The following is a 25,817-nucleotide window of genomic DNA, read 5'->3' on the forward strand; positions in this document are numbered from 1 at the left end:
AGTTTACTCTACAACTCTAACAGCATTGTTGCTTGGATCAGCAACATATAATTTATTAGAAACGTTGTTATAATTTAATTTATATGGACCTTTAAATTGTGCCGTAGAAGCACCTCCATTTACAAAACCATAGCCGTTACCGATTACAGTTGTTACTTCTAGAGTACGCATATTAATAGCCCTAATTCCATAATTACCACCAAGAGAGCCTATATATAAAAAGGTTTCATGAGGGCTAAAAGTTAAGCTTTTTGCCGATGTAAAACGTGCACCCTCACCAATACCATTGGTTGTACCACTTTCGGTGTCAGAACCTGCTATAATAGTAGCATTGTTTGTTTGTAAGTTTATTTTTAATATGGTTCGCCAATTTGCAACATATAGATGTTCATCTTTACTATCTATCACAATTCCTTGAGGGTAAAAAGTTGTTGGTAAATTCGTTAAGTTTAAAGTAGATACTTGTTTGTTTGCTATATTAATTTTTCTAATTCTTCCTGTACTAACAATTCCATTTTCACTTTCCAGAACATATAAAACAGTTCCATTGGTGTTTGTTATAATATGAGAAGGATGCTTAAATTGAGCATTTTCACCTATCCCATCTGCACTTCCATAACTACCGTTACCAGCAATAGTACTTACTTCTTTGGTATTTATATTTATAGCTCTAATTTTAATTTGAGTAGCTACATATAATGTTTTGTAGTCTTTGCTAAAGGTTAAAGTTAGTGGACTTTGAAAAGAAGCGGTTGTACCCACACCGTCATTACTATTTGATGAACCATCTCCTGCAATTGTTGTTATATGGTAGTTTCCACTAGTATTGATAGTGATTTTTTTGATGCTGTTATCACCAGTATCAGCTACATAAATGTCACCATTTTGATCTACTGCAACATCTGAAGGGAATGAGAATGCAGATAAGGCCACCAAATCAGGTTGTGAGCCAATACTGGTTACATTTCCTTTTAAAATATCATCTATAATTTCTGCTGGACTTTTAATTGTAGAAGGATCATCACTACAAGAAATTAGTTGTAGCGCTATGTACATTAATAATATTCCTTTTTTAAATAATTTCATTTGCTTTTTTGTTTAAATGTTGTTGTACGTTCGTTATTTTTTATTCTAAAACTGTTCTCTATTTTTTAGTACCCATGCTTTTTTGTTTGTCTATCTCAGAAGCCGTTTTATTGAAAAAAATTACTAACTCTTTCATAAAACTCTCTAATGTTGGATACCTGTCTCTATTGTTATCATATCTTTCTAGTTCTTTGACTAACTCATGAGTCCATAAAAAACCGTTATTTAACTGTTCATTCAATTCCTTTTTGATTGTTTTTTTATCAAAATTATGGTCCTTCAGATATTTAATAACAGCCGTTCTAACCAACGCTTCATCATACATAGTTTTCCAATTACCATATGCTTGTTTATTCATTTCATCTTTTATATTATCAAAGATGATTGTTCCACTTTCTTGGAGTTTAGAGCGGTGTTTTTCTATAACATGATTTACAAAGGAATGATTGAATTCATGTAAAATAGTTGGGAAATAATCTTTCATTTCATATTTGGGCATACCTAAGTTATCAACACTCCACGTTCCCATTATAGCATAGACCACTTCATTTCCATTCGGATAAATTATTTTTGGACCATAGCTCGCTCCTCCATTTCCCAAGGCATTTATAATTTTAAATTCTCCTTTTGGACCTTCTCCATAAAATTTTTGATACCATTCTAGGTCTAAATTTTGATAAACTTTTTTAAATCTATTTGATGCAGCTTTGTAGAGTTCTTTATTGTTATTAAAAAAAGTTTCACAGTCGGTATCAGTATAAAATTCATTTAATAGTTTTAAAAACTGTGTAGAGTTTTTTTCAGTCCACGATTTCTCCAGTGATTTATTTGAAAAAGGTACTATCAAAGCTTTTATATTTGGAGGTTCAGTTATATGTATAGCCATACTCATAACTGAACTAAAACCAATTCCTTTTTCATGTAATTCACTTTTTACATACTTAATTAAATCGTGACTTTTAAATTTCTCAAAATGATTTTGAATGCTTTCAACATACTTAGGAAAAAGATTTTGACTATATTCATGGCTATCTGCAAGCCTAAAAACAATGCTTAATAACTCTATACGTTTATCTACTTTTGGTTCTTTTAGTATTGTTTCTTTTTGTTCGCTTACTTTTTTTCTATCTTGAGAACAAGCGCTTAAAGTGATTAAAATCAGGAATATTCCTATTATTTGTTTCATTTAATAGATCTTTTTGGACTATTTCTAATGGCACACAATTTCTTATGAAGGCCATTAAAAGTTATTTGATAAACAGCAGGTAGAAATTATAAAGAAGCTTAGGTGCTGTAAAAAAGGTCAAAACAAGTGTATGTTTTGACCTTCTTCTAATAGCATGATTTTTAAGGGCAAGAAGTATTATAGCTAGCAGTACTATCTTTTGTCCAAGTGCTTGGTGGGGTAAAACCAGCATCTATTTTTATACAAGTTAAATCTGGATTAGATGATGCATTCATATAAGTCATATTAGCATTGTTGCCATTAGCTATATTTAAACTTGTTAAGTTATTATTATAAGCCATAAAACTCTTTAAATTTATGTTATTACTTAAATCAATACTTGATAAGTTATTATTATAGACTTGTAATTGCGTTAATTTTACAAGTTTACTCACATCTAAACTTGAGAGTTTGTTTCTATTAATGTTGAAGTCTTTAATTTCAGTTAAACTACCCAAATTTATTGAAGTAATTTGATTTTCACTACAAATTAAATTAATTAAAGAAGAATTATTTTGTAGGTTTAAATTACTTAATTTGTTATTTGTAATATATAATCCCTCCAATAAAGTATTTTGAGTAAGATCTATATTTGAGAGATTGTTGTAAGAACATGTTAGGGTTTCTAGTTTTATATTTTTAGAAACGTCAAGAGAGGTTAATTGATTATTATAAATATTTATGATTTTTAGTTTAGTATTATTACTTAAATCTATATTAGAAATTTGATTTGAACTTAGGAATAATGCATTTAAATTAATAAATTCCTCAATACCCGTTACATCAGAAATGTTTTTATTATTTGCCTTAAGAGTTCCTGTAAAGTTATTAGCTTCAGTTACTTGTATTTCGTTATCTCCATTTGTATTTATAGCAGTATTTGCTACTAAAACTGCTTTAAAGTTAGCGTCTGGTATGTTTACAACGTTGCCTCCGGTTTCAACTACATCAGAAACATTAATTCGTATTTGTTTATCTACATTGTGTACACCATCAGAAATTCTTATTGTTAAAATGTGATACGTAGAGGTTTCGTAATCTAAACTTTTACCTGTAATTAATGATATTTTACCATTATTGGCATCAATTTCAAATAAGTTTCCTGTTGTGCTCAACCCTGGCAAACTATAACTAATGTTGTCGCCTTCTGCATCAGTAGCTTGTATTTGCCCAATAATTAAGGTATCATTAATATCTTCAGGAACGCCAAAGGGACCAAATGCAGTAAAAGTAGGTGCAACATCGTTTATATTCGTTACATTTATAGTAACAGTAGCGTTGTCTGAACTACCATTACTGTCACTTACTTTTATATTTAATGTATGCGTAGTATTATTTTCATAATCTAATGTTTTACCAGATGCAAGTCGTAATTCTCCTGTATTGCTAAGAACAAATAAATTAGTAGCATCTCCACTTTCTATTGAAAAACTTGATAGATCACCATCAGTATCGTTAATCGCCAACGTTCCTATCAAATCTGCATCTGTAATATCTTCAGAAACAGTAAAACTTTGATCGTTAATGGTAATAGGACTATTTTCGTTTACATCGGTAACGTTAATGGTTATTACTGCTGAGGTTTTGTCTTTACCATCACTTACTTCAACCGTAATTTCGTGTTTGGTCTGGGTTTCATAGTCTAAACTTTTGTTAGCAGCAATGCTTAATTCTCCAGCAACATTAACAGCAAACAGATTGTTGTCGTTTTTTGTGACTTTAAAAGTTAGGTCGTCTTTATTAACATCTGTGGCAGTAATAACTCCTATTTTGGTGTTGGCAGCTTTGTCTTCTGCTACCGTAAAACTTTGTGCTTTAATAACAGGAGGTGTGTTTTGTGGTTCGTCGTCTTTACTACAAGAAATTAGTTGTAGTGCAATAAAGCCTAGTAATATTCCTTTTTTAAATAATTTCATTTTGATCTTTTTTTAATTAATAGTACAAGAGTACTTTTATATGTAGATATTTTAAAAAACAGTTTACGAAGAGTAAATTGAGTTTGTAAATTGAAAATGTAAATTAAAGATAAACCATGAACCCCCTAAAAATCAATTGAATTTTAGGGGGCATGTTTTATGAAAGACGATTACTAATTTGCTATTCGTACAATAAACTCTTTAATTTTTTTCTGAGACATTGCCTTTACCTTTGTGCTATTTTTACTGTAAAAATTACTGTATGCAAAGTTAGTCCAATCTGCATCTTGCTTATTGGCTGGCATTACCATAACAAAACTTTCTTTATCATATGAAATTAAAAAAAGACCAATATTATTATAAAAAACTGGTCTGTTTAGTTCTTTACTTTCTACTTCTTGATATTTATAAATTGCAGGTATACACTTTTTACAAGCAGCTACGGCTACTGTTTTTGTAGTACCTAATAAGCTATATTGAAAAAACTTAGTTTTAGTTTGCTCATTTCCAACAGTTCTTTCTCCTTCAAGTAAATGATAAAGACCATTAATATTTTTGGTAGGTACTTCATTTTGAGCATAGACTGTAAAGGGTAATATAAATACGAAAATATATTTAAAAATTTTCATTTGTCTTTTTTTATAATCAATAATATAAGAGTACTTTTAATATATAGTTTTATAAAAAACGTTTTTACGAAGAGTAAATTGAAATAGTTTGTTACGACGCTATATTTGTTGTATAAAATACCTCAATATTAATTTATAACGTTGAGGTATTTTGCAGTTTTATTAAGGGGCGTCGTAATTTAGAATTGGTATACTTCCTTTGTAGTACCCTATAACATTGGTTCCTTTTTCATCTACTAAGGTAATTGTAATGGTGTATTCGTTGGTATTAGAAGTAACAGTAATACTTCCTGATTTTATATCAATATTACCTGTTTGATTATCTCCTAAAGACGCATCAAAGCCTACAAAGTGAAATCCTTTTTCAATAATAAAACTACTATTGCTTTGGTCGTTAACAGTATATGTGCCTTCGGTTAACTTTGTTTGTTCATCAGAATTAATTTGAAAGGCCAAAATATCACCACTGCCTTGTGGATCTTCACTAGCATCAATAGTAAGTCCTGAGCTAGAGAGATATAGTGTAAAATAGGTAATATCATTATGTGTTCCATTTTTAATAAGTACTGAGTTTTTAATTTCAAAACTTTTTGCTCCTATTTTAATTTCATTTAATTTTTTAGGAATAGTATCATCGTCACTATTACAAGCGTTAAAAAAGAATGTACTTAGTGTAAGTAAGATTACACTGAAAATTTTGAATAGTTTCATAAAAAATATTTGTTGTTAATTGTTTTTATTTAATTGTTACACTAGCATTGCATCCGCTATTGGCACTGTAGCAATGAGATTTGTTAGAAGAGTTAGGATTGAAATTGTAGTAATAATTTTTAGTACATGGTACTTTTATTGAATTAGCATGACCAACTCTACTACCATTTCTTGAACCTTCTTCAAAAACATAAATATCTTTACCTGTTCGGTTTATAATAGTAACAATAGTTGAAGCTTTTTCTTCATCTATAGAGGCTACAAATGCTTGGTATTCTTTAAGTCTTTTATATTCTGGAGTAGCTTTAACTGAATCGTTGTAACGTTTTATTTCATCAGCATCCATTTTTTTTGCTTTTTTAATAGCTTCTATTTTAGCATTATCTTTTGCTGTTAAAGGAATTGCTTGCTTTTTTTTCATAGCAACTACATAGTCGTTAAACTTTTTATCGAGGTTTAAAGATGTAAGATATTTGTAAGTAGGTGAAGAAGGTACTGATGAGTTTCTGGCTGATTTAATTTTAGCTTTCATTCTAGAAAGGAACCCTCCCTTTTTCTTTTTAGGAGTTTTAGTTGTAGCTTTTCTGTCTTTTACAAGCACATAAACCGAAGTTACATTTTCCATACTAGGGGCACTTCCGTCGTATATTTTTCTTAATTCAAATAGTAAATCATCAATTACCATATAACCTTTTTTTGTATAACCGTGTTTTATACTCATAGGATACACATAATTGTCTATGGTACCATAATCACTTAGTTCGGTTTCACGAAAAGCTCGTTTGTTTTCACTAATAAATCTAGCTTCAAAACCAACGGGAATACCCGTTGGGGTGCGTTCTAATTCAATTTTAACAGGAAGATAGTCTGTATTAAAATTATAAGTACCATCGCCTTTAGCTACTAAACCACCAAAACCTTGGTAGGTAGCTCCATCTCCATTGTTTTCTAGTGCTTCAAAAAGAGTTTGTTGTGCTTGTATTGTTATTGTTAACAAAGTTAATACACTTAGTAAGAATATTTTTTTCATCTATTATTTTATTATATTGATTTTCTGATAAGGACTGTATCTTAATTCACCTGTTGTAAAACCTTTTAATCTTAAAAAGTAATTCCCTGTACTTGGAATATAGGTTGAAAAATTTGAAGTAATAAAAGAGTATGCCCAGGTGTTTCCTGATAAGAAACGAGTAGTAGCAACTTCTCCTAATTTATTTAAACTTAAATCATATATTTCCATACTTATGGTTAAGTTGTTAGCAATAGCAGAAGCTGCAGATGATCCAAAGTGAAAATCGAATTGCTGACGGGTACTTAAACCTAATTCGGTTAATACTGTTGAGGTTGAAGTTCTATTGCTTAGGAAAAAGAAGTGATATAAAAAATCATCTTCATCTCCATCAACCATAATATAAGGTCTGTTAGGTGAAGTAGGAGGTATGCTTATTTCTAATTCTGTGTTACTTTCTTTTTCTACAATAAAAGCTTTGTAAATGTCTGTTTTAGCTTTAAAATGTTCTTTTATAAAATTTAAGATACTAATATTTGCATTAGCATCATCAACTTTTGAAAACTCAAGAGGTAATGTATATTCTTGTTTTAATACATCTCCTTTAATTTTTATTTCATAATTGTAATCACTATTATATCCTTCAACCGAAACTTCTGGAACCCAAAAATTATTAATTACATCTCCTAAATCATAAATGAAATAGGTGTCTTTGAAGTTAGCAAACGTTTTTGTGAAATAGGCTTTTGTGATACTTTTGTTTTTAGGAGTATCAACTACATTGTCATCATTATTTCCACATGATATTAATTGTAGTCCAATCATTAAAATAAATAATCTTTCTTTTAAACTTTTCATTTTTACTATTTTTTAGTATTTGATATGCAATAGTAGTTGTAAAGGATTATTTTGTAAGAAAATGTTTTGTGAACAGCAAAAAGAGTTTATGAATAGTTTTTTACAAGCAAGTAAAAAGCGATGTTAATTTAGAATAGATACTTAAAAGGCATGGTTACAATTACTCTTGTGCCATTAGGATTGTTGTTTTTATAAATATCTTCAATAACAAAACCTATTTTAGTAACATATTGTTTTTGAAAAATTTCTAAACGTTTTTTTATGGAGTTCAACGCAAAAGATTCATGACGGTTTCCTTGGCGGAGATTAATTTCTTTACTTTTCTTTCTTCCAATACCGTTATCAGTAATAATACATTGTAAGGTATTTTCTGATAGATTGAAGGTGATGTCTAGTTTTTTTTCTCCTTCTTTATGTAGTAAACCATGTACTAAAGCATTTTCAATAAAAGGTTGGATTAGTAAAGAAGGAACCTCCAATTCTTCATGAGCATCGTAGGCAATTGTGTAGGTGAAATCATCACCAAAACGAAGTTTTTCTAGTTGTAGATATACATTTAAAAACTCTAACTCTTTTTCTATAGGAATAAAATCTTGATTTGTATAGTTTAAGGTGCTTCGTATAAGTTTAGCAAATAATACAATATAGTCGTAGGAAGCATCAGTATCTTGTTGTAATACCAAATCTTGAATAGAGTTTAACGCATTAAAAATAAAGTGCGGATTCATTTGTGAACGCAAAGCAGTTAAATTAATAGCGATCAGTTCTTTTTCTAAAGATATTTTTTCAAGTTGGGCAATGCGCTCTTTTTCCTTTTTCTGCATTGCTTGTTTAAAGTAAAAAATAGTAGCTCCTAAAATAAGAGAACCAATTAATAAGATAAACCACAAGGTTCTCCAAAAAGGCTTTTTAATAAAAAAGTGCAGCTCTTTTATTCCATAGTTAGTATCTGTACGATTTAAAAAAGGATATACTTGAAAAGTATATTTACCTGCAGGTAAACTATTGTATTTTACTGAGTTTTCACCAATAGCCGTAGTTAACCAAGTATCGTTGTACCCTTTTAAACGATATTTATATGCTCCTTTTTGGTTAAACAAAAAACCATTGACATTAAAAATTATTCTTATTGCATTTTGATTATATTTTAAGGTATAATTTGAAGTAATTAAGGTGTCTTTTTCATTAATTTCTATAGTACTAAAATACACTTTAGGATGTAATGTTTTAAAAGCATTGTTTTTATCAATAGAAAATAACCCTTTGTCAGATGAGAAATAGATTTTGTTACCAATTATTTCAATACCAGAAATATTGTATGATTTAATACCGTCTCGTTTGGTGAGTGTTTTAAATTTATGAGTGAGAATATCGAGCTTTTGAATACTGTTTACACCTACAATCCATAGCTTATTTTGGTCAGCTTTAATTTTTTCAATAATATTTGAGGTCAAGCCATTTTGTGTCGTATAATGCCGAATTACCTTGCCATTTTTAATTCCTAAAAGGCCATTTTTAAATGTGGCAACCCAAACAATACCATTAGCAGTTTGGGTTATAGATTTACTATAGACGGGTTTTTTATTGTTTACAATTACTTGCTTGTTCCAAAGGCTGTCATATACAGCTAATTCGTCGACAAATGAAACATAAACTTGATGTTTTATTTTGTCATAAAAAGAATCGTAAGTTCTTTTATTTGTTGAAATAAATTTTTCTTTACCGTGGTAATTAGCGTTTTTTAATAAAACAACTTTGTTATGGTTGGTGTAAAGTAAATCGTTGTGAGCTAAGAATGAAAAACTTTTTGCAGCATCAAAAAATCTAGTTTTTTCAAGGGTTAAATTTCTATAATCTAAAATATAATTTCTAAATCCTTTACTAAGGTAAATTTTTTGCTGCTTGGGATTGTATTTTAGTTTAGACAGTTTTCCTTCGTTAATAGGTAAATTAATAGTTGTAGAAGTATGAGAGTTGGTGTTATAAAAAATAACATTTCCATGGTTACTCCCCACAACTAAGGTACTATCGTTTATTTTTTCTAGTGTTTTTACATTTTCCTCTTTTAGAGGAATATTACAGGTTTCTATATGAATATTAGGGATAATATAAACACCGTTATTTAAACTAGTAAGCCAATAATTATCGTCTTTATCTTTAATAATTTTGGTAATATGTTTATCTGTTAAAAATCTTTTCTTTAGATGAAAAGTAGCGTTTTTGAAAGTAAAAACCCATACTCCTTGATTTGTTGCTATCCAAGTTTCATCGTTATGCTCAAAAATAGTATAGAGCTTTATTTTTTCGAGAGATTCTAGCCCATTTACAGGTTCTAACTTTTTTTGAGGGAAGTTTAATTTATAAAAGCTGTTTTTTTTGTTTCTTATTTGAGAGTAAATGAAAGTTGAGTCCGTTTTAAAAATAATAGACTTCCCCAAACTTAAAGCATTACCTTTTTTTCCTATATAAGGAAGATTGGTTTCTATTAGTGAAGTTATACTGTTGTCTTTGTTTATTGAAATAATAGAGTCGATGGCTCCTGAATAAATAGCATTATTAAAAGAAAACGGAGTTCCGAATTTTTTTATAGTAGTGTGTTGTTGTATTATTTGTTTGGTTTTTAAATCTATTTTGTAGATCGTTTTTACTGTAAAAACCCATAAAAAATCATTTCGTATTACAAAATCAGCCAGTTCACCATTTAAGTAGTTACTTAAGTCTTTAAATAAATGTAGCTCATCGTTTTGGATATAGAAAAACTGACCAGAAATATTATTGCACCAAATTCGTCCTAAGTTATCTTCTTGAGTATTAAATACAGAAGCTCCGCGTTGTAAAGGATTACTATAGTTTTTAAAGGTTTTACCATCATATCTGTACAGTCCTTTATTTGCACATAGCCATATAAAACCTTTACGATCTTCAAGAATGTTATAAAACTCATTATCTGGAAGTCTATTTCTTTCAGAAAGCTGTATAAACACAGGTTCTTGTGCTTTTGTAACACTAGAAGTACAAAGGATAAATAATAAAAGAAAATATTTTATTAAGAGAAATATTTGGTTATGGCTAGATGCTATTTTCAAAGCTACTTATTCTTGATCTAGAAATCTTTGCTGTAATAGCTCCATTATCTAGGGTGAGGTTTAAAGTTGTTTTATTTAAAAAATTAGTATATGTTAAATTAACAATCCATGTTCTATGAGAACGAAAGAAAAGACGTTCATCTACCAAAATATTTTCAAAATATTTCAAATTTTTACTGGTAGTGATAGTTGTTTTAGTTGATAAGTGTATTTTACTGTAGGCTCCATCAGCTTCTATAGCAACAATATCAGCTAAGTTGACAATATGTCTATTACCCAATTCTGGAATGACAATTTTTTTATAATTTTTATCTTTTATAGTTTCAAGTAGCGCTTGATAATCAACTAATGAAGCTTCTTGGTGTAGCTTATGTTCTAACTTTTTAAGAGCTATATCTAATTTATTTCTATCAATAGGTTTTACTAAATAATCAATAGCATTTAACTCAAAAGCTTTAATGGCGTAGTGATCATAAGCAGTAACAAAGATAATTTCAAATGGTATAACATCAAAAAACCTTGCAATTTCATAGCCTGCATAATTAGGCATCTGTACATCTAAAAACACAACATTGGGTTGTAATTCTTTTATTTTTTGAACGCCAGATTCTAAATTATTACAGGAATCAAGAATGGAAATATTGGTAGAAGCTCTTTCTAGTAAGTTAGATAAAACATTTCTTGCACTTTGTTCATCGTCAATAAGAATAGCTTTAATTTCTACCATAAAAACAAATATAGTAATAGTGTTTTTATAAAGAGATTAAGATTTTACGAAAGAGAAATTGCGTTTGTGAGAGAGGAATAATCAGGAGGAAGAAGGTTAGTGACTAAAGTATAAATAGAAAATTGTTGCTGTATATTTTTAAGAGTTCCAAAAAAGTACTCTATTATTACAGCAACAATTTCTACAATTGTATAAAAAGATTCAACTCATGTTGAATTATTCCGTAGAATAAATTCTTACTCTTTTACTTTAAATACCTTGGTTAAAATATCATCCATCAAACACCATTTGGTTAATGATGATTGTAATAAGTTGGCTCCTACAAAAGCAGTAAACCATAACCAATTAATATTTACTTTAATTGCTAAGATTAAACTAATAAGTATAAAACTACCAGCAATACCACGTACAATTCTATTCTTCATAATTAAATATATTTATCAATAGGAACCACAACAGCTCGTATTGGATTATTTGTTTCTAAATTTTTATTAAAAGCTTCAATTAAGTTAAACAGTGTATCTATTTTATCAGTTTCAGTAAATGAGAAATACATATATGAACCAGTTGCTTTTTCATTTCCAGAGAACCAATTATTTACAGAAATTACAGGAAAAGAATTTCGAAAACCTTCAATATCAGAAGCACTAAAATTATCTATAGTTGCTTCTTTTAATAGTTTCATTACTTCATTTTGAAGTCCATCAACTACGGTTATTATTAATAACTTCATCTTATTTATAGTTTTTACGTTCAATTAAATAGTATACTAATGGTACTACCAATAAGGTTAGTACAGTCGCAGTAATTGTTCCTCCCATTAAAGAGATAGCCAATCCTTGGAAAATAGGGTCGAATAAGATTACAAACGCACCAATAACTACCGTACCTGCTGTTAATAGGATAGGAGTGGTACGTACCGCACCTGCTTCAATCACGGCTTGTTTTAATGGAATTCCTTCTGCTAAACGTAAATTAACGAAGTCAATAAGTAAGACGGAGTTTCGTACCATAATTCCTGCGAGAGCAATCATTCCAATAAATGAAGTAGCTGTAAAATAAGCCCCCATCATCCAGTGTCCTAAAATAATTCCTACCATAGATAATGGAATTGCAACCATCATTACAATGGGAGCTTTAAAGTTTTGAAACCACCCTACAATCAACATATAAATAATGATGATAACTCCTAAAAAGGCAATTCCTAAGTCTCTAAACACTTCTAAAGTAATTTGCCATTCACCATCCCATTTTACGGTGTAGTTATCTTCAAAATCGGGTTGTTTAATGTATAATTCGTTCAATTCATATCCCTTTGGAAGTGGAATTTCTTTCAGTTTCTCTTCCATTCCTAAAATAGCATAAGCAGGACTTTCCAATTCCCCAGCCATATCAGCCATCACATATACTACACGCTTTTGATTTTTTCGATAAATACTTTTTGCGCTATTCTTTTCTTCAACAGATACCAAATCACTTATAGAAACTAGGTTGCCGTGTTGCGATTTAATCTGCAATTGAGCAATATCTTGAACAGAAGATTTCTCTTTTTCATCCAAAGCAAACACAATTCCTACTTGATTAGAAGCATCTTCATCATATAAAGTTGAAACCGCTCTGTTGGATAACGCCATGTTTAACGTAAAAGCAATTTGCTGAGGAGCCACACCGTATAACATTGCTTTTTCTTTGTCGATTACAAATTCATATTCCGTTTGATTGTCCTCTACCATCCAATCAATATCTACGACATCGTTGGTATTGTGTAAGATGTTTTGAATTTCGTTGGCAATTTCAATTTGCTTGTCATAATCTGGTCCGTAAACTTCTGCAACAATAGTTGATAATACAGGAGGTCCTGGTGGAACTTCTACTAATTTTACATTAGCCTTAAACTTTTTAGCAATGTTTTGAATATCACCACGCATCAACTTAGCTATATCATGACTTTGTATACTTCTATCTTTTTTGTCAACCAAGTTTACTTGAATATCTGCCATATTACTACCACCACGTAAATCGTAATGACGAACTAATCCGTTAAAGGTAATTGGGGCAGAAGTACCCACATAACTCTGGTAGTTTACTACTTCTGGTCGTGTAGACAAGTATTGTGCTATTTCTTTTGTTACTGCATCGGTACGCTCCAATGTGGTACCTTCAGGCATGTCAATTACTACTTGGAATTCGTTCTTGTTATCAAAAGGCAGCATTTTTACAGCTACCGATTTGGTAAAGAATAACGACATCGAACCTAGCAACAAAAGAATAGTGATTCCTAAGAATGTCCAACGTTTGGTCTTGTTTTCAATAAGTGGGCGCTCGAATTTATCATACAACTTATAAATCAATGTACTTTGCATTGCTTTAGCTTCATCTTCTTCTACCTTTTCCTCCGCACCGTGCTTGTCTTTTTCGCGTAAGAAAATATATCCTAAATACGGGGTAATCGTTAATGCAACAAACAGTGATAAAATCATAGCGATTGAGGCTCCAATTGGCATCGGACTCATGTAAGGTCCCATTAACCCAGATACAAACGCCATTGGTAACACCGAAGCAATTACGGTAAAGGTTGCTAATATGGTTGGGTTTCCTACTTCGTTAATCGCATATAAAGCAGCTTGTTTAAACGGCAATCGTTTCATCTTAAAATGCCTGTGCATATTTTCAGCAATAATAATGGAATCATCTACCACAATACCCGTCACAAATACCAAGGCGAACAAGGTAATTCGGTTTAAGGTATAATCTAACATGTAGTAACTTAGTAAGGTAAGTGCAAAGGTGATGGGAACCGATAAGAAAACGACCAATCCACCACGCCAACCCATGGCTAACATTACCACTAACGTTACTGCGATAATTGCACCGATTAAGTGTAATAATAATTCTGATACTTTTTGAGAGGCTGTTTCACCATAGTTACGTGTAACTTCAATATGTACATCATCAGGAATTAAGTTGGTACGTAAATGATCAACCTTAGCTAAAATAACATCGGCAATTTGCATGGCATCAGCTCCTTTTCGTTTTGCTACCGAAATAGTTACTGCTGGGTACTCTGATTGATACGTTGAAGCATTGCTACTTGCTTGTCCGTACCCAAAACTTACATAGTTTTTAGGAATTTCTGGTCCGTCTAGTACCTTTGCAACTTGTTTTAAATAAATAGGTTGATTTTGTTGTACACCAACCACTAAGTTTTTTACATCTTCTGCCGATTGTAAAAACTTTCCTGTAGTCACTAAAAACTCGGTGTCGTTTTTATCATAACTCCCCGCACTTAGTTGCTGATTACTGACCTTAAGCATTTCAGTAACCGATAAAAAGTCTAATCCACTTGCAGCTAGTTTGTCTTTATCTAGTACTACACGCACCTCACGATTTCTACCTCCAATTTTTTGAGTAATCGCTACATCATTTACTTTTTCAATTTCATTGGTAAGTTCTTGTGCTATTTGTTTTAATTGATAGTCATCATAATTTTCACTCCATAAAGTCAACCCTAACATTGGTACATCATCAATGGCACGTGTTTTTACCAAAGGCATCGTAACACCTTTCGGCATTTGATCCATATGTTTGTTAATCTCATTGTATAGTTTTACGAATGAGCGCTCGATGTCTTCTCCCACATAAAACTGAACAATCACCATTCCTTGTTCCTTCATCGAAGTAGAGTATACGTACTCTATTCCTTTGATGTTAGAAATTATTTTTTCTAAGGGTTTGATAACTCTCGATTCTACTTCTGTAGGGCTCGCACCTGGATATCCTACAAAAATGTCAGCCATAGGCACATCAATCTGTGGTTCTTCTTCTCTCGGAATTAAAAAAGAACTGTACACACCAATTACCATAAACACTACCATTAATAAGATGGTAAGTTTAGAGCCTATAAACCCTTTGGCTATTTTTCCTGCTAAACCTTCTTTCATTTTATATAATTTGAAAATTTGTTGATTTGATGATTTGAAAATGGGATGATTGGTTCATTTTCAAATTTTCAAATTGATTTTATTGAATTGTAATGTTCGCTCCGTTGTAAAGTTTACCTTCAGAAGAAACGATATAACTTTCATTGGCAGATAAACCTGATAAAACTTCTACTTGATCTCCAAAAGTTCTTCCTAAGCGTAACCAACGTAATACAGCGGTGTTACTTTGACTTACGGTATAAACTCCAGATAATTGTCCTTTGTGTACTAAAGCTTCTGACGGAATTAAAACCATGTCAGTACTTTTTTGTGTTTTTTCAACAGGAAACTGAACCGTTGCAAACATTCCTGATAACAATTTCACATCGGTTTTATCTAGGTTGATTTTAACTAAGTATTGTCCTCCTGTGTTTTTTGCTGAGGTACTTACTTCCGATACTTTTCCTGTAACTGTTTTGTTGATTGATTTGATAGTTACATCAACTTTCGTGTCCTTTTTAATTTGAGAAATATCACTTTCTGGTACTAACGCAGTAACTTCAAATCCGCCTTTTCCTTCTACAGAAATTAAAGGCATTCCAGGATTCGCCATGGCACCTTTATCGATAAATTTGTTAGTTACCACTCCTGAAAATGGAGCTCTAATATTAGTATAGGCAAACTGAGAATTGATTTCGTTTCTCATTTGTTTTACTGCTTCTAGATTTGCCTTAGCAACATTGTAATGTACTGTGATATCGTCAAATTCTTTTTGAGAAGCACTGTTCTGTTCAAATAAGTTTTTAAAACGATTGTAATCTTTTTCAGCGCTTGAAAACCCTGCTTGTGCTTTAATAATGTTAGCTTCTACTTGTGCTTTCTTAGCTTGTAAATCGCTGTTGTTGATAGATAGTAATAATTGACCTTTGTTTACTTTATCACCAACTTTTACGTGTATGTTGGTTACATAGCCCATCATACGAGTACTTAATTCAGCACTGTTGGTAGCTTCCACTTTTCCACTTGCTGTTATAAACGGATTGTTATCGTTAGCCGTTACTTTAGCAACTTTTACAGCCACTGTTGGTTTGTTATTATTGTTTGTTGTTTCTTTTTTACCACAACTTATTGTTAAAAGTGATGCGGCAAGAGCGATTGTATATATAGTTTTCATTTGTTCGATTTTACTGTTGATTATTCTTTAGTTAAAAAATCTAAATAAGCTTTGGTATAATTATATTGATATACAGTTTGGTAATATTCTAATTGCTTTTGCGCGTATTGCGTTTCAGCGGTTAATAAATCGGATGTTTTTTCTAACCCTTCTTTAAATCTATTTTTTCTGATTCGTAAGGCTTCTTCCGATTGTTGTAAAGCCAATTCGGTTAGTTTTAACTGTTCCTCAGCATCAGTTAACAATCGTTTAGTATTATTTAATTCTAATTGACTTTTAGATTTGTACTGCTCGTATTCTAATCTTGATTTTTCATACTGAGCTTTACTTTTTTGTGCTTTTCCGTAGCGTTTAGAGCCTTTGAAAATATCCCAAGTTAATTGTGCTCCTACTACATAACCACTTGCATCAGCATTGAAAATTTTATCATCGTATAATTCGTAACTACCAAAAGCATTTAGGCGAGGAAGGAAATCCATTTTATCAGCTTTGTGCATTTTTTGATAAGCCTCAGAAGCTAATTCCATTGCTTTAATATCGGAACGATTTTCTGAAATCGTAATATCTACTAACTGATTGGTTAGGTTTACTTGTAAGCTATCTGAAGGTTCATAAATGTTGTTTTGTTCTTCATTCATTAAAAAAGACAAGTAGTTAGAAGCATTTAGCACATTGCTTTTTGCTGCTTGTAATTGATTTTTTACTTCGGTAACTCTAACTTCAACGGCTAGTACATCAGCACGTTGTAAATATCCTTGTTTAAAGCTATTTTCTGCCATTTGTTGGTTTGCTTCTGCAGCTTTTAAGGCTTTTTCTAATACTGAAACTCCCTTGTGAGCTAATTGCAATTGCATGTATGCTTTTTCTACTTCAAGTAATAAGTATTCTTGAGTACGTTGCGTTTGCAAGTTGGTCGCCTCCATTTTAGTTTTAGCAGCCTTACGTTGGTAGATACCGTCTAAATTCACTAAAGGTTGCTGTACTTCAATTTTAGTGGCAAAATTTTGTGTTCGCTTTGGGTTGTTCAATAAATCTGGATTAAAATCAGCTTGCGTTAAAATTTCTTGATTCAATTTGCTGCCAAATGCCATTAGCGGATTCGTAGTTACAATTCCTGTATGAGAAGCGGTAATATTTGGCAAGAAAACAGCATTGGTTTGCTTGTAATCAGCACGCGCTTGCTGATAGTTTTGTTCAGATATTTTTAATGAGGTGTTATTTTCCTGAACTCTTTTTAAAACCTCACTTTTGGAAATTGAAGTTTTAGTTTGAGCTTTTATAGTAGTAGCCATTAAAAAGGCCACTATAAATAAACTAACATATGATTTTTTCATCTTAACTATTTTGTTATAGCAAATTTAGTGGCATAAAACACAGTAGTCAGTAACTAATGTTACAATGAAAAAACGCCTAAACAAAAGTCTAGGCGTTCTTCACTAACAATTAAAAATCAGCTAATACTTGGAAATGTTTCTGTTAAATGCGCTTAGGTGATTGTATGAAGCGTTTAATAAATTGGTATATACATTTATACTGTATTCGTCATTGGTGCTCTTAATAGCTAACTGTAGATCTTTAATATCTTTTTCTTCAATTAACTTACCTACTTCAAGTGCATCTAGTTTAGATTTTTGTCCTTTGCTTATTAATTTATTATATAGTTTTTGAAGTCCAACGTTTTTAAAAACTCCCTTTTCTTTATTTAAGATAAAAGTGATATGATTGACTTGTAGTAAGTTTTTCATAGCGTTCATATGTCGCTCTTCGCTTTGACTGATGTTTTCAAAAATACGTAGGTTCCATTTTTCATTAAGAACATTATATACATCAAATGCTAGTTTTTCTTCTTCTAGCATAAAAAGCATTTCGTTTTTTTCTTCTTGAGAAAGAGTAAGTTTTGTGTTGTCTGTATTCTGGCAAGAGCTACTAACACTTGAAAAAAGTAATAAGAATAGCATGCCTATTGTATTTAAAGTTTTCATGATAACAGCTTTTAAATTATACACTAATTTAAATATTGTATAGGCTGTAGTCTGCAACTTTAGTTACATAAGGAATACATTTTAAGTGTGTTGATTGATAATGCCAATCAAGTCGTTTTTATATAACATACCCGATTGTCTCCATAATAATTTACCTTCTTTAAAAAGCATAAAAGTAGGCACCCCTCTAATTTGGTAGGTGTTTGCTATTTGCGGATTTTTATCAATATCTATTTTTAAAATAGTAACGTTTTCACCTAAATCTTGTTTAACTTCTTTTAAAATTGGCGCCATCATTTTACATGGACCACACCACTCGGCAAAGAAATCAACCAATACAGGTTTCTTACCTTTTATTATGTCTGAAAAATTTCCCATGTTTTAATTTTAAATGAATTATTTACTGTCGTTGTTAAATGAAATACTCCAAATACCACGTACTTGATTTACATCGTAACCTTGTGCTTTATCCGAAGGATATAAAAGAGCTAATTTTTGCAAAGTCTCGGTTTTTATTTGTGTTTTAGGAGTTCCGTGGCATTGTAAGCACATGTTGTTCGTTATAATTGGATAATAGAATTGGGTTGTGCTTCCTATCTGTTTCGTAACGGGTTTGATGGTTTCGTTGTTGCTTACCACTTTTTTATAGCCTTCAATAATCTCTAATTCTCCTTTGTTAGCAGCATTGTTAGGGTTTCTAGGTTTATCAGAAACTCTTTTGATTGTAGCATTAAAATTAGTAGCCATACTATCGGTTAATTTGTAAGCTTGTTCGTTGCAAAATTGTAAAGCGTGTAAAGTTCCTTGTTTTTGAATAGCTCCCATTAAGTTTTTACCTAATGCTTTTTTGGTTTCCATGGCATATTCTAGCCCAATTTCTTCTGGAGTTTTGTCAGGTTCAGTATTGCTTACTTTTCTACCTGAATTGATATAGCTTTTACCTTGTTTAGACTCCCAATGCTCTTTAAACCAACTAGGTTCTTCAATTTGATATTTGTACAAATAATCAGCTATTTTTTTAAGGTCTTCTTCTTCAAATTTTTGATAAGGCATTAGTCCAAATCGTTTAACAGCACCCCTCATTTTAGCACTTTCTTCTGTAGGGTTTACCACAAAACTTACAAAGCTTTTAGTAAATTCTTTTTCCGAAGTATTTGTATTAATATAATGAGCTTTGATAGCAATCATTGGAGGGGCTACTCTTTCGTTATGTGGTGTAGAAGCATTATGACAAACAAAACATTTTGTTTCAAGCAGTTTTTTTCCAGGAGGAATACTAGCTTCTACAGTTGTAATATCTTTGGCGTTTTTCTTAGAGTAATCACTTTTTTTAGCTTGATCACAACTAACAATTGATAAGATAGTGAGTAAGGCTATTAATTTTTTCATCGTTCTAATATTTAGTATAAAGGTAGAACGATTCTCTTATAAAATATGTAACTTAAGTTACAGGCTTATAGTTCTAACACTTTAATCTGGTTACGATATAATTCTATTTTATGTTGCTTTTCTAACGCTTTTAAAAGTCTAGATACAACAACTCGAGAGGTGTGTAAATCATTAGCAATTTGCTGGTGTGTTACGCTTATGGTATCGTTATGGTTTACCAATGCTTTGTCTTTTAAATATTTTAATAAACGTTGATCCATGTTTAGAAAAGCAATAGTATCAATAGCATCAATAAATTCTTGTAGTCTACTATGATAACTATGTAAAATAAACTCTTGCCAACTTTTATATTTACTAAGCCATTCACTCATTTTTTGCTTAGGTATCATTAAAAGTTTTACATCAGTTTCTGCAACCGCTTTTATTTTACTTTTAGTCTCACCCATACAGCATGAAAGCGTCATGGCGCAAGTATCACCTTTTTCAATATAGTATAAAACGAGATCGTCACCTTCTTTATCTTCACGTAAGATTTTAATTGCACCACTTAAAAGTAGGGGTATAGAGGTAATATAACTTCCTATATCAATAATAACATCATTTGCTTTTACATCTTTTGCTATGGCAACATCAGCTATTTCTTTTAATAATGCATCTTCAAATAAATAGCCGTAGTATTTCTGTAAGTCTTCAATCAAGATAAAATGTTTTTTGTAAAAATAGGTAATTATTTACACTTTAGATATACATAAAATAGTAGTTAATCTATGATTTTAATCAGTTTTTTACTTGAATTTAATACTGAAATTTGAAGTAGTTAATAACACAAAATTATAGTAATAATGAAAAAAAGAACTCCAGTTTCAGCAATAATGACAAAAGAAGTTATCACGTTAAGTAGTACTGATGATTTAATGACTGCGGAAAAAATATTTAAGAAAGAACATATTAGACATATTCCAGTAGTAAGTGGAAGCGAAATTAAAGGAATGTTAAGTTATACAGATTTGTTACGAATTAGTTTTGCAGATGCTGTTGATGATAATGAAACAGACGTAGACACTGTGGTATACAATATGTTTACAATAGACCAAGTAATGGCAAAAAACTTAGTAACCGTAAATTCAGATACAACTATTAAAGAGGTTGCGGAGATTTTAGCAAAAAAAGAATTTCATGCATTACCTGTTGTAAATGATAATGAATTAGTTGGTATCGTAACAACGACTGATTTAATTAACTATTTATTAGAACAATTTTAGTTTATACATAGGAAACAAAACAGATTACACTTAATAATAAGGAAAGACCTTACTTTTATTATGGTTTTTTCTGAAATGAATTATTTGACAGAATTTATTTTTGAGAAACTTAAAACACTTTATTATGTTAAAAAATATTTCAAGCTTAGGTTCAGTTTTAAATAAATCAGAGCAAAAATCAGTTAATGGAGGATGGATTTACGTTTTATGCCATAACTGTGAGCCTCTTCCTAGAGGTTATGTTTGTATGAATGATGTTTTTTGTGGAGGTGTTTAAGCTTACATGAATGAAAAAACAAAAAGCCATATAAGTGATTATATGGCTTTTTTCAATAATATTATTTAGTCCTACTTATTACTAAAGTAAGTTGTTCTTAATTTATAATATTTTTTAAATTTTCAATTGTATCTGTAGGGTTGTTACTTTTAAAAACAAAACTACCTGCTACTAATACATCAGCTCCAACTTCGATTAGCTTATTTGCATTTTGGTCAGTTACACCTCCATCAATTTCAATTAAGGTAGATGCTTCGCTAAATTCAATTAAGTTTTTTAATTGCTGAATTTTTTTGTACGTATTTTCAATGAATGATTGTCCACCAAACCCAGGATTTACACTCATAATACAAACCACATCTAAGTCTTTGATGATATCTTCTAAAACTGCGATAGGTGTATGTGGATTTAAAGCAACTCCTGCTTTCATACCAGCTGCTTTAATAGCTTGAATTGTTCTATGTAAGTGAGTACAAGCTTCGTAGTGTACGGTTAAGATGTCAGCTCCTAAATCGGCAAAAGTTTGAATATAACGATCAGGATCTACAATCATTAAGTGTACATCAATAGTTTTGTTAGCATGTTTTGTGATTGATTTTAAAACAGGTATTCCAAAAGAGATATTTGGTACAAAAACACCGTCCATAATATCAATGTGAAACCAGTCTGCATCACTATTGTTAACCATTTCAACATCACGTTGTAGGTTTCCAAAATCAGCCGCTAAAATTGATGGGGCTACAAGTTTTTTCATTACTATAAGTTGTTGTGTTGTTATTTGATGCAAATATAGTTAAAACCAAGTGCATTAAAACCAAAAAGAAAGCTCTCATATAGAGAGCTTTCATTCATTAATCAAAAAACGAATAGTTATGATAACTATTTGTTATTGTATATAGGTTTATCCTAAATATGTCATTAAAATCTTACTACGAGATGTATGCTTTAATCTTCTAATAGCTTTTTCTTTAATTTGACGAACACGTTCACGAGTTAAATCGAAAGTTTCTCCAATTTCTTCTAAGGTCATTGGTTGGTGTTCACCTAAACCAAAGTATAGCTTAACAACATCAGCTTCACGCGGAGTTAAAGTTTCTAAAGCACGATTAATCTCAATACGTAATGATTCGTGTAATAAAGTTTTATCTGGATTTGGTGATTCACCAGAGTTCAATACATCGTATAAGTTAGAATCTTCACCTTCGATTAAAGGAGCATCCATTGATACGTGACGACCCGAGTTTTTCATCGATTCTTTAACGTCGTTAACAGTCATGTCTAATTTCTTAGCAATTTCTTCAGCACTCGGTGGGCGCTCATTTTCTTGCTCTAAGAAAGCATACATTTTGTTAATCTTATTGATCGAACCAATTTTGTTTAACGGTAAACGTACAATACGAGATTGTTCTGCTAAGGCTTGTAAGATAGATTGACGAATCCACCATACAGCATATGAAATGAATTTAAAACCACGAGTTTCGTCAAAACGTTTAGCAGCTTTAATTAATCCTAAATTTCCTTCGTTAATTAAATCAGGAAGAGTTAATCCTTGATTTTGGTATTGTTTTGCAACCGATACCACAAAACGTAAGTTAGCCTTGGTTAGTTTTTCAAGAGCTCTTTGGTCACCAGCTTTAATTCTTTGCGCTAATTCTACTTCTTCATCGGCAGTAATTAAGTCTACTTTTCCTATTTCTTGCAAATATTTGTCTAAAGACGCGGTTTCTCTGTTGGTAACCTGTTTTGTAATTTTAAGTTGTCTCATTCTACTTCAAATGTATTTTAATTTCAGTCTACATTATCTTATACGTAAGCATTGAGTCTTTTGTTACAAAAAAGATGTTTTTTTGAGATAATTTATTGAAATGTTAATATTTTGTTAATTTTGTAAAATAAAAGAAAAAGTAAGTGACCCTCACTTAAAATTCTGTGTCTCACAACTAATATAACTAAAGGAAAACTAACTATACTGCCCCTTGGAGAGTATTGATGTAACAAAATTAAGCGACGAAGAATTGGTTCGTAAAATAGTAGAGAAAAATGATACTCATTTATTTGCTACTTTATACGACCGTTATGCTGGTGTGGTATATAACAAATGTTATGGATTTTCATCAAGTAAAGAGGAAGCGCAAGACTTAACGCATGATGTGTTTATTCGTTTATTTGTAAAATTGAGAACTTTTAAAGGGAAATCGAAGTTTTCTACATGGTTGTATTCTTTTACTTATAATTTTTGTGTGAATTATGTACAAAGAAACAAAGAGAAGAGAAAAGAAAAAGTAACTGTAGTAACAGATGAAATAAAAGAAGAAAGTAGTATTAATGATATTGATGACGCTACATTGTTTGAGTTAAAGTCAGATAAACTGGCTAAGGCACTCGAAATGATTTCTCCTTCAGAAAAAATAATTTTATTAATGAAATATCAAGATGAAATGAGTATAAAAGATATTTCAGAGGGGTTAGAACTAGGGGAAAGTGCTGTAAAAATGCGCTTAAAAAGAGCTAAGGAGAAAGTAGTTAAAGCGTATAATGAATTGTAATAATTATGGATAACCCGTTCAAAAAAATATTACATAACGAAGAGTTGCCCGAAGTACTTAAAAGTAAAGTACTTAACGATGTTGCAATGATAAAATTATCCATTGATATGGCTGATTTATTTGTTGTTAAATACCCCAATACCATAATTGACTTAATGGCAGGAGGAAAAGGTCAAGAAAAAAAAGACGATAAATAATTAATTGAACCAAATATAGTATACTAGTTATGAATTTTTTAGAAGTAGATGTTCTGCAGCCCTTTAAAGATATTTTTCAAGAAATTATAAACACGCTGCCAACGGTAGCAATGTTTGTTCTTTTTGTAATTCTTTCATGGTTAGTGATAAAAGTGTTTTTATATGTAGTAAGAAAAGCACTGGCGAAGACTAAAATTGATGAATGGTCTAAAAAACTACGAAAAACTGAAATTTTTGGAGATAGTACAATAAATATTGTATTGACCAATGTGATTTTAGCTGTGTTAAAGTGGTTTTTAATTTTCGTTTTTGTAATGGTAGGAGCCGAAATGTTTGGGCTAAATATCGTTTCAGAAGGAATAAAAAGCTTTTTTGCTTACTTACCTAAATTATTAACTGCGTTAGGAATTTTTGTGGCGGGTGCTTATTTAGGAACTGTAGTAAAAAAAGCTATTCAATCAATGTTTAAATCTCTCGAAGTCTCGGGAGGAAACTTAGTTGGAAATATAGCTTTTTATTTGATTGTAGTTTTCTTATCTATAACAGCGTTAGATCAAGCAGGAGTTGATACATCAATAATAAAAAGTAATGTAACATTATTAATTGGATCAGTACTTTTAGCTTTTACTTTAGCCTTTGGTTTTGGAGCAAGAGAAGCTGTTGCAAGATTACTTTTCGGGTATTATTCTAGAAAGAATATAGAGATAGGATCTAAGGTTATTATTAATGATGTTGAAGGAGTTGTTGTTGCTATAGATAATATTTGTGTAACCATTGCTACTGTAGATGGGAAGGTTATTTTACCAATTAAAGATGTGGTAGATAACAAAATAGTTATAAAAAATTAGTAAAAATTTAACATTTTTTTATATCTTTGACTTTACTAAAAACAATGTTTTTTACAGTACGATAGATTTCGGGGGACTTCTATCTAACAATAAAGAGAAATCTTTATGAAAGGAGGTCACGAAAGTGACCTTTTTTTATTTCATAAATGTGACTTATAAATATAAAATGTGTCTAAACTATATAGTAAATAGATTTCGGGGGATTTCTATCTAATGCAAAGAAAAAGGCTATCAGAATTCTGATAGCCTTTTTTATTATAGAAAATAAAAATATTGTCTTATTCAAAAGCTAAGTGTAAAAATACACCTCTGGTTCCTAGGTAATTAACAGGATCTGTCCATTGAGAAGCTTTGTTATCATATTTTACTTCGTTATTTATAGCAAAAACACCTCTTATTGAAGGAGAAAATTTAAAGTAACTTAAGTAAAAATCTACTCCAATACCAACTTCATACATAAAGTTGTTGGTTGTTGTTCTAAACTCTCCAGCAAAATTATCATCAGTATTACGTTCGTTACTTGAAAAGTTATGATCGTACGAAACTCCACCTATCACATAAGGTCTCATGTTATTAAGTCTGTTTGTGCTAAATTTTAATAATAAAGGCATATGTAAGTATGTAGCACCAACTTCACGCGTAGTTATGTTTTCTGGACCTGATATATGATTGAAACGTAATGTTTTGGTATTTGACATTAAACCAGGCTCAAAACGTAGGTTTATGTTGTTGTGAAGTCTTAAATCGGCAATTAAACCAACATTAAACCCAACAGATGACTCTACTTCAATTTCGGGATTGTCAATGCTACTTGGTTTGTAACCTATTTTGTAACTATTATTATTGACTCCTAGATAAAAACCATAGTGAAAAAGAGGTTTGTCAAAACTAGGAAGTTTTAATATTTTTTCTCTTTGAGCTTGAGCAGCAATAGAAACTGCGAAAAATCCGAAAAGTAAAAGCCTTTTTAACATA

26 protein-coding genes are annotated in these 25,817 nt (G+C 30.8%); 5 read left to right on the forward strand and 21 right to left on the reverse strand.

The window, feature by feature from the left end; genetic code table 11:
• Positions 1 to 3: 3 nt before the first annotated feature.
• The 18 genes from ACKTSU_RS02125 to ACKTSU_RS02210 all read right to left on the reverse strand — a co-directional run bounded on the left by ACKTSU_RS02125 (position 4) and on the right by ACKTSU_RS02210 (position 20,410).
• Positions 4 to 1,086, reverse strand: a complete 1,083-nt coding sequence (locus ACKTSU_RS02125; protein WP_408034727.1) for an NHL repeat-containing protein — start codon at positions 1,084 to 1,086, stop codon at positions 4 to 6.
• Between the two features lie 58 nt (positions 1,087 to 1,144).
• Positions 1,145 to 2,272: a DUF4932 domain-containing protein gene (locus ACKTSU_RS02130; protein ID WP_408034728.1), complete on the reverse strand. Its 1,128-nt coding sequence runs from the start codon at positions 2,270 to 2,272 to the stop codon at positions 1,145 to 1,147.
• A 161-nt stretch (positions 2,273 to 2,433) separates the two neighbouring features.
• On the reverse strand, positions 2,434 to 4,227 hold the full coding sequence (locus tag ACKTSU_RS02135) for a cadherin domain-containing protein (RefSeq protein ID WP_408034729.1): 1,794 nt from the start codon (positions 4,225 to 4,227) through the stop codon (positions 2,434 to 2,436).
• A 173-nt stretch (positions 4,228 to 4,400) separates the two neighbouring features.
• Positions 4,401 to 4,856 (reverse strand): hypothetical protein, encoded by a 456-nt coding sequence (locus ACKTSU_RS02140; protein WP_408034730.1) that lies wholly within the window; start codon positions 4,854 to 4,856, stop codon positions 4,401 to 4,403.
• Between the two features lie 162 nt (positions 4,857 to 5,018).
• Positions 5,019 to 5,567 carry a hypothetical protein gene (locus ACKTSU_RS02145; protein WP_408034731.1) on the reverse strand — a complete coding sequence of 183 codons (549 nt, stop codon included), beginning with the start codon at positions 5,565 to 5,567 and terminating at the stop codon, positions 5,019 to 5,021.
• Between the two features lie 25 nt (positions 5,568 to 5,592).
• On the reverse strand, positions 5,593 to 6,597 hold the full coding sequence (locus ACKTSU_RS02150) for a hypothetical protein (RefSeq protein WP_408034733.1): 1,005 nt from the start codon (positions 6,595 to 6,597) through the stop codon (positions 5,593 to 5,595).
• A gap of 3 nt (positions 6,598 to 6,600) precedes the next feature.
• Positions 6,601 to 7,434: a hypothetical protein gene (locus ACKTSU_RS02155; RefSeq protein ID WP_159615075.1), complete on the reverse strand. Its 834-nt coding sequence runs from the start codon at positions 7,432 to 7,434 to the stop codon at positions 6,601 to 6,603.
• A gap of 128 nt (positions 7,435 to 7,562) precedes the next feature.
• Positions 7,563 to 10,520, reverse strand: a complete 2,958-nt coding sequence (locus ACKTSU_RS02160) for a sensor histidine kinase (RefSeq protein WP_408034734.1) — start codon at positions 10,518 to 10,520, stop codon at positions 7,563 to 7,565.
• Positions 10,504 to 11,247, reverse strand: a complete 744-nt coding sequence (locus ACKTSU_RS02165) for a LytR/AlgR family response regulator transcription factor (RefSeq protein WP_408034735.1) — start codon at positions 11,245 to 11,247, stop codon at positions 10,504 to 10,506. The genes ACKTSU_RS02160 and ACKTSU_RS02165 overlap by 17 nt, the downstream gene beginning before the upstream one ends.
• 236 nt (positions 11,248 to 11,483) lie before the next feature.
• The gene (locus tag ACKTSU_RS02170; protein ID WP_028891241.1) at positions 11,484 to 11,672 is read right to left on the reverse strand and encodes a YgaP family membrane protein; all 189 of its coding nucleotides are present in this window, start codon (positions 11,670 to 11,672) and stop codon (positions 11,484 to 11,486) included.
• A 2-nt stretch (positions 11,673 to 11,674) separates the two neighbouring features.
• Positions 11,675 to 11,980 carry a hypothetical protein gene (locus ACKTSU_RS02175; RefSeq protein ID WP_408034736.1) on the reverse strand — a complete coding sequence of 102 codons (306 nt, stop codon included), beginning with the start codon at positions 11,978 to 11,980 and terminating at the stop codon, positions 11,675 to 11,677.
• 1 nt (position 11,981) lies between these two features.
• On the reverse strand, positions 11,982 to 15,188 hold the full coding sequence (locus ACKTSU_RS02180; protein ID WP_408034737.1) for an efflux RND transporter permease subunit: 3,207 nt from the start codon (positions 15,186 to 15,188) through the stop codon (positions 11,982 to 11,984).
• A 79-nt stretch (positions 15,189 to 15,267) separates the two neighbouring features.
• On the reverse strand, positions 15,268 to 16,341 hold the full coding sequence (locus ACKTSU_RS02185) for an efflux RND transporter periplasmic adaptor subunit (RefSeq protein WP_408034738.1): 1,074 nt from the start codon (positions 16,339 to 16,341) through the stop codon (positions 15,268 to 15,270).
• Between the two features lie 20 nt (positions 16,342 to 16,361).
• Positions 16,362 to 17,675 carry a TolC family protein gene (locus ACKTSU_RS02190; RefSeq protein WP_408034739.1) on the reverse strand — a complete coding sequence of 438 codons (1,314 nt, stop codon included), beginning with the start codon at positions 17,673 to 17,675 and terminating at the stop codon, positions 16,362 to 16,364.
• Positions 17,676 to 17,795: 120 nt separating this feature from the next.
• Complete coding sequence (locus tag ACKTSU_RS02195) at positions 17,796 to 18,323, reverse strand: DUF2202 domain-containing protein (protein WP_408034740.1); 528 nt, start codon at positions 18,321 to 18,323, stop codon at positions 17,796 to 17,798.
• A gap of 81 nt (positions 18,324 to 18,404) precedes the next feature.
• On the reverse strand, positions 18,405 to 18,701 hold the full coding sequence (gene trxA / locus ACKTSU_RS02200) for a thioredoxin (RefSeq protein WP_408034741.1): 297 nt from the start codon (positions 18,699 to 18,701) through the stop codon (positions 18,405 to 18,407).
• 18 nt (positions 18,702 to 18,719) lie between these two features.
• Positions 18,720 to 19,712, reverse strand: a complete 993-nt coding sequence (locus tag ACKTSU_RS02205) for a Tll0287-like domain-containing protein (protein WP_408034742.1) — start codon at positions 19,710 to 19,712, stop codon at positions 18,720 to 18,722.
• Positions 19,713 to 19,777: 65 nt separating this feature from the next.
• The gene (locus ACKTSU_RS02210) at positions 19,778 to 20,410 is read right to left on the reverse strand and encodes a Crp/Fnr family transcriptional regulator (protein WP_408034743.1); all 633 of its coding nucleotides are present in this window, start codon (positions 20,408 to 20,410) and stop codon (positions 19,778 to 19,780) included.
• Positions 20,411 to 20,554: 144 nt separating this feature from the next.
• Here ACKTSU_RS02210 and ACKTSU_RS02215 point away from each other — a divergent pair, with 144 nt between their 5' ends.
• Entirely contained in the window at positions 20,555 to 20,974 is a 420-nt protein-coding gene (locus ACKTSU_RS02215) for a CBS domain-containing protein (RefSeq protein ID WP_408034744.1), read from the forward strand.
• A 124-nt stretch (positions 20,975 to 21,098) separates the two neighbouring features.
• Entirely contained in the window at positions 21,099 to 21,251 is a 153-nt protein-coding gene (locus ACKTSU_RS02220; protein ID WP_408034745.1) for a hypothetical protein, read from the forward strand.
• A gap of 97 nt (positions 21,252 to 21,348) precedes the next feature.
• On the opposite strand, the gene rpe is transcribed toward ACKTSU_RS02220, so the two are convergent.
• Together rpe and ACKTSU_RS02230 are read right to left on the reverse strand one after the other, a co-directional pair.
• Positions 21,349 to 22,005 (reverse strand): ribulose-phosphate 3-epimerase, encoded by a 657-nt coding sequence (gene rpe, locus ACKTSU_RS02225; protein WP_408034746.1) that lies wholly within the window; start codon positions 22,003 to 22,005, stop codon positions 21,349 to 21,351.
• Between the two features lie 147 nt (positions 22,006 to 22,152).
• A complete protein-coding gene (locus tag ACKTSU_RS02230; RefSeq protein ID WP_028891227.1) occupies positions 22,153 to 23,016 on the reverse strand; it encodes a sigma-70 family RNA polymerase sigma factor in 864 nt (287 codons plus the stop codon).
• A gap of 211 nt (positions 23,017 to 23,227) precedes the next feature.
• Between ACKTSU_RS02230 and ACKTSU_RS02235 the strand changes: the two genes are divergently transcribed.
• Genes ACKTSU_RS02235 through ACKTSU_RS02245 form a run of 3 tightly spaced genes read left to right on the forward strand, consistent with a single transcriptional unit; the run spans position 23,228 to position 24,842 of the window.
• A complete protein-coding gene (locus tag ACKTSU_RS02235) occupies positions 23,228 to 23,797 on the forward strand; it encodes an RNA polymerase sigma factor (RefSeq protein WP_408034747.1) in 570 nt (189 codons plus the stop codon).
• A 5-nt stretch (positions 23,798 to 23,802) separates the two neighbouring features.
• The gene (locus tag ACKTSU_RS02240) at positions 23,803 to 23,994 is read left to right on the forward strand and encodes a hypothetical protein (RefSeq protein WP_408034748.1); all 192 of its coding nucleotides are present in this window, start codon (positions 23,803 to 23,805) and stop codon (positions 23,992 to 23,994) included.
• A gap of 29 nt (positions 23,995 to 24,023) precedes the next feature.
• Entirely contained in the window at positions 24,024 to 24,842 is an 819-nt protein-coding gene (locus tag ACKTSU_RS02245; protein ID WP_408034749.1) for a mechanosensitive ion channel family protein, read from the forward strand.
• A gap of 278 nt (positions 24,843 to 25,120) precedes the next feature.
• On the opposite strand, the gene porT is transcribed toward ACKTSU_RS02245, so the two are convergent.
• The gene (gene porT / locus ACKTSU_RS02250) at positions 25,121 to 25,816 is read right to left on the reverse strand and encodes a type IX secretion/gliding motility protein PorT/SprT (RefSeq protein ID WP_408034750.1); all 696 of its coding nucleotides are present in this window, start codon (positions 25,814 to 25,816) and stop codon (positions 25,121 to 25,123) included.
• Between the last annotated feature and the right edge of the window lies 1 nt (position 25,817).

It is taken from the genome of Tenacibaculum aestuarii (genome assembly GCF_964510395.1).
GTDB lineage: Bacteria > Bacteroidota > Bacteroidia > Flavobacteriales > Flavobacteriaceae > Polaribacter > Polaribacter aestuarii.

What these genes read in the sequence shown, in the direction of transcription:
- ACKTSU_RS02125 (WP_408034727.1), bottom strand. Translation starts at nt 1,086, where the DNA reads ATGAAATTATTTAAAAAAGGAATATTATTAATGTACATAGCGCTACAA.
- ACKTSU_RS02130 (WP_408034728.1), bottom strand. Translation starts at nt 2,272, where the DNA reads ATGAAACAAATAATAGGAATATTCCTGATTTTAATCACTTTAAGCGCT.
- ACKTSU_RS02135 (WP_408034729.1), bottom strand. Translation starts at nt 4,227, where the DNA reads ATGAAATTATTTAAAAAAGGAATATTACTAGGCTTTATTGCACTACAA.
- ACKTSU_RS02140 (WP_408034730.1), bottom strand. Translation starts at nt 4,856, where the DNA reads ATGAAAATTTTTAAATATATTTTCGTATTTATATTACCCTTTACAGTC.
- ACKTSU_RS02145 (WP_408034731.1), bottom strand. Translation starts at nt 5,567, where the DNA reads ATGAAACTATTCAAAATTTTCAGTGTAATCTTACTTACACTAAGTACA.
- ACKTSU_RS02150 (WP_408034733.1), bottom strand. Translation starts at nt 6,597, where the DNA reads ATGAAAAAAATATTCTTACTAAGTGTATTAACTTTGTTAACAATAACA.
- ACKTSU_RS02155 (WP_159615075.1), bottom strand. Translation starts at nt 7,434, where the DNA reads ATGAAAAGTTTAAAAGAAAGATTATTTATTTTAATGATTGGACTACAA.
- ACKTSU_RS02165 (WP_408034735.1), bottom strand. Translation starts at nt 11,247, where the DNA reads ATGGTAGAAATTAAAGCTATTCTTATTGACGATGAACAAAGTGCAAGA.
- ACKTSU_RS02170 (WP_028891241.1), bottom strand. Translation starts at nt 11,672, where the DNA reads ATGAAGAATAGAATTGTACGTGGTATTGCTGGTAGTTTTATACTTATT.
- ACKTSU_RS02175 (WP_408034736.1), bottom strand. Translation starts at nt 11,980, where the DNA reads ATGAAGTTATTAATAATAACCGTAGTTGATGGACTTCAAAATGAAGTA.
- ACKTSU_RS02180 (WP_408034737.1), bottom strand. Translation starts at nt 15,188, where the DNA reads ATGAAAGAAGGTTTAGCAGGAAAAATAGCCAAAGGGTTTATAGGCTCT.
- ACKTSU_RS02185 (WP_408034738.1), bottom strand. Translation starts at nt 16,341, where the DNA reads ATGAAAACTATATATACAATCGCTCTTGCCGCATCACTTTTAACAATA.
- ACKTSU_RS02190 (WP_408034739.1), bottom strand. Translation starts at nt 17,675, where the DNA reads ATGAAAAAATCATATGTTAGTTTATTTATAGTGGCCTTTTTAATGGCT.
- ACKTSU_RS02195 (WP_408034740.1), bottom strand. Translation starts at nt 18,323, where the DNA reads ATGAAAACTTTAAATACAATAGGCATGCTATTCTTATTACTTTTTTCA.
- trxA (WP_408034741.1), bottom strand. Translation starts at nt 18,701, where the DNA reads ATGGGAAATTTTTCAGACATAATAAAAGGTAAGAAACCTGTATTGGTT.
- ACKTSU_RS02205 (WP_408034742.1), bottom strand. Translation starts at nt 19,712, where the DNA reads ATGAAAAAATTAATAGCCTTACTCACTATCTTATCAATTGTTAGTTGT.
- ACKTSU_RS02215 (WP_408034744.1), top strand. Translation starts at nt 20,555, where the DNA reads ATGAAAAAAAGAACTCCAGTTTCAGCAATAATGACAAAAGAAGTTATC.
- ACKTSU_RS02220 (WP_408034745.1), top strand. Translation starts at nt 21,099, where the DNA reads ATGTTAAAAAATATTTCAAGCTTAGGTTCAGTTTTAAATAAATCAGAG.
- rpe (WP_408034746.1), bottom strand. Translation starts at nt 22,005, where the DNA reads ATGAAAAAACTTGTAGCCCCATCAATTTTAGCGGCTGATTTTGGAAAC.
- ACKTSU_RS02230 (WP_028891227.1), bottom strand. Translation starts at nt 23,016, where the DNA reads ATGAGACAACTTAAAATTACAAAACAGGTTACCAACAGAGAAACCGCG.
- ACKTSU_RS02240 (WP_408034748.1), top strand. Translation starts at nt 23,803, where the DNA reads ATGGATAACCCGTTCAAAAAAATATTACATAACGAAGAGTTGCCCGAA.
- ACKTSU_RS02245 (WP_408034749.1), top strand. Translation starts at nt 24,024, where the DNA reads ATGAATTTTTTAGAAGTAGATGTTCTGCAGCCCTTTAAAGATATTTTT.
- porT (WP_408034750.1), bottom strand. Translation starts at nt 25,816, where the DNA reads ATGTTAAAAAGGCTTTTACTTTTCGGATTTTTCGCAGTTTCTATTGCT.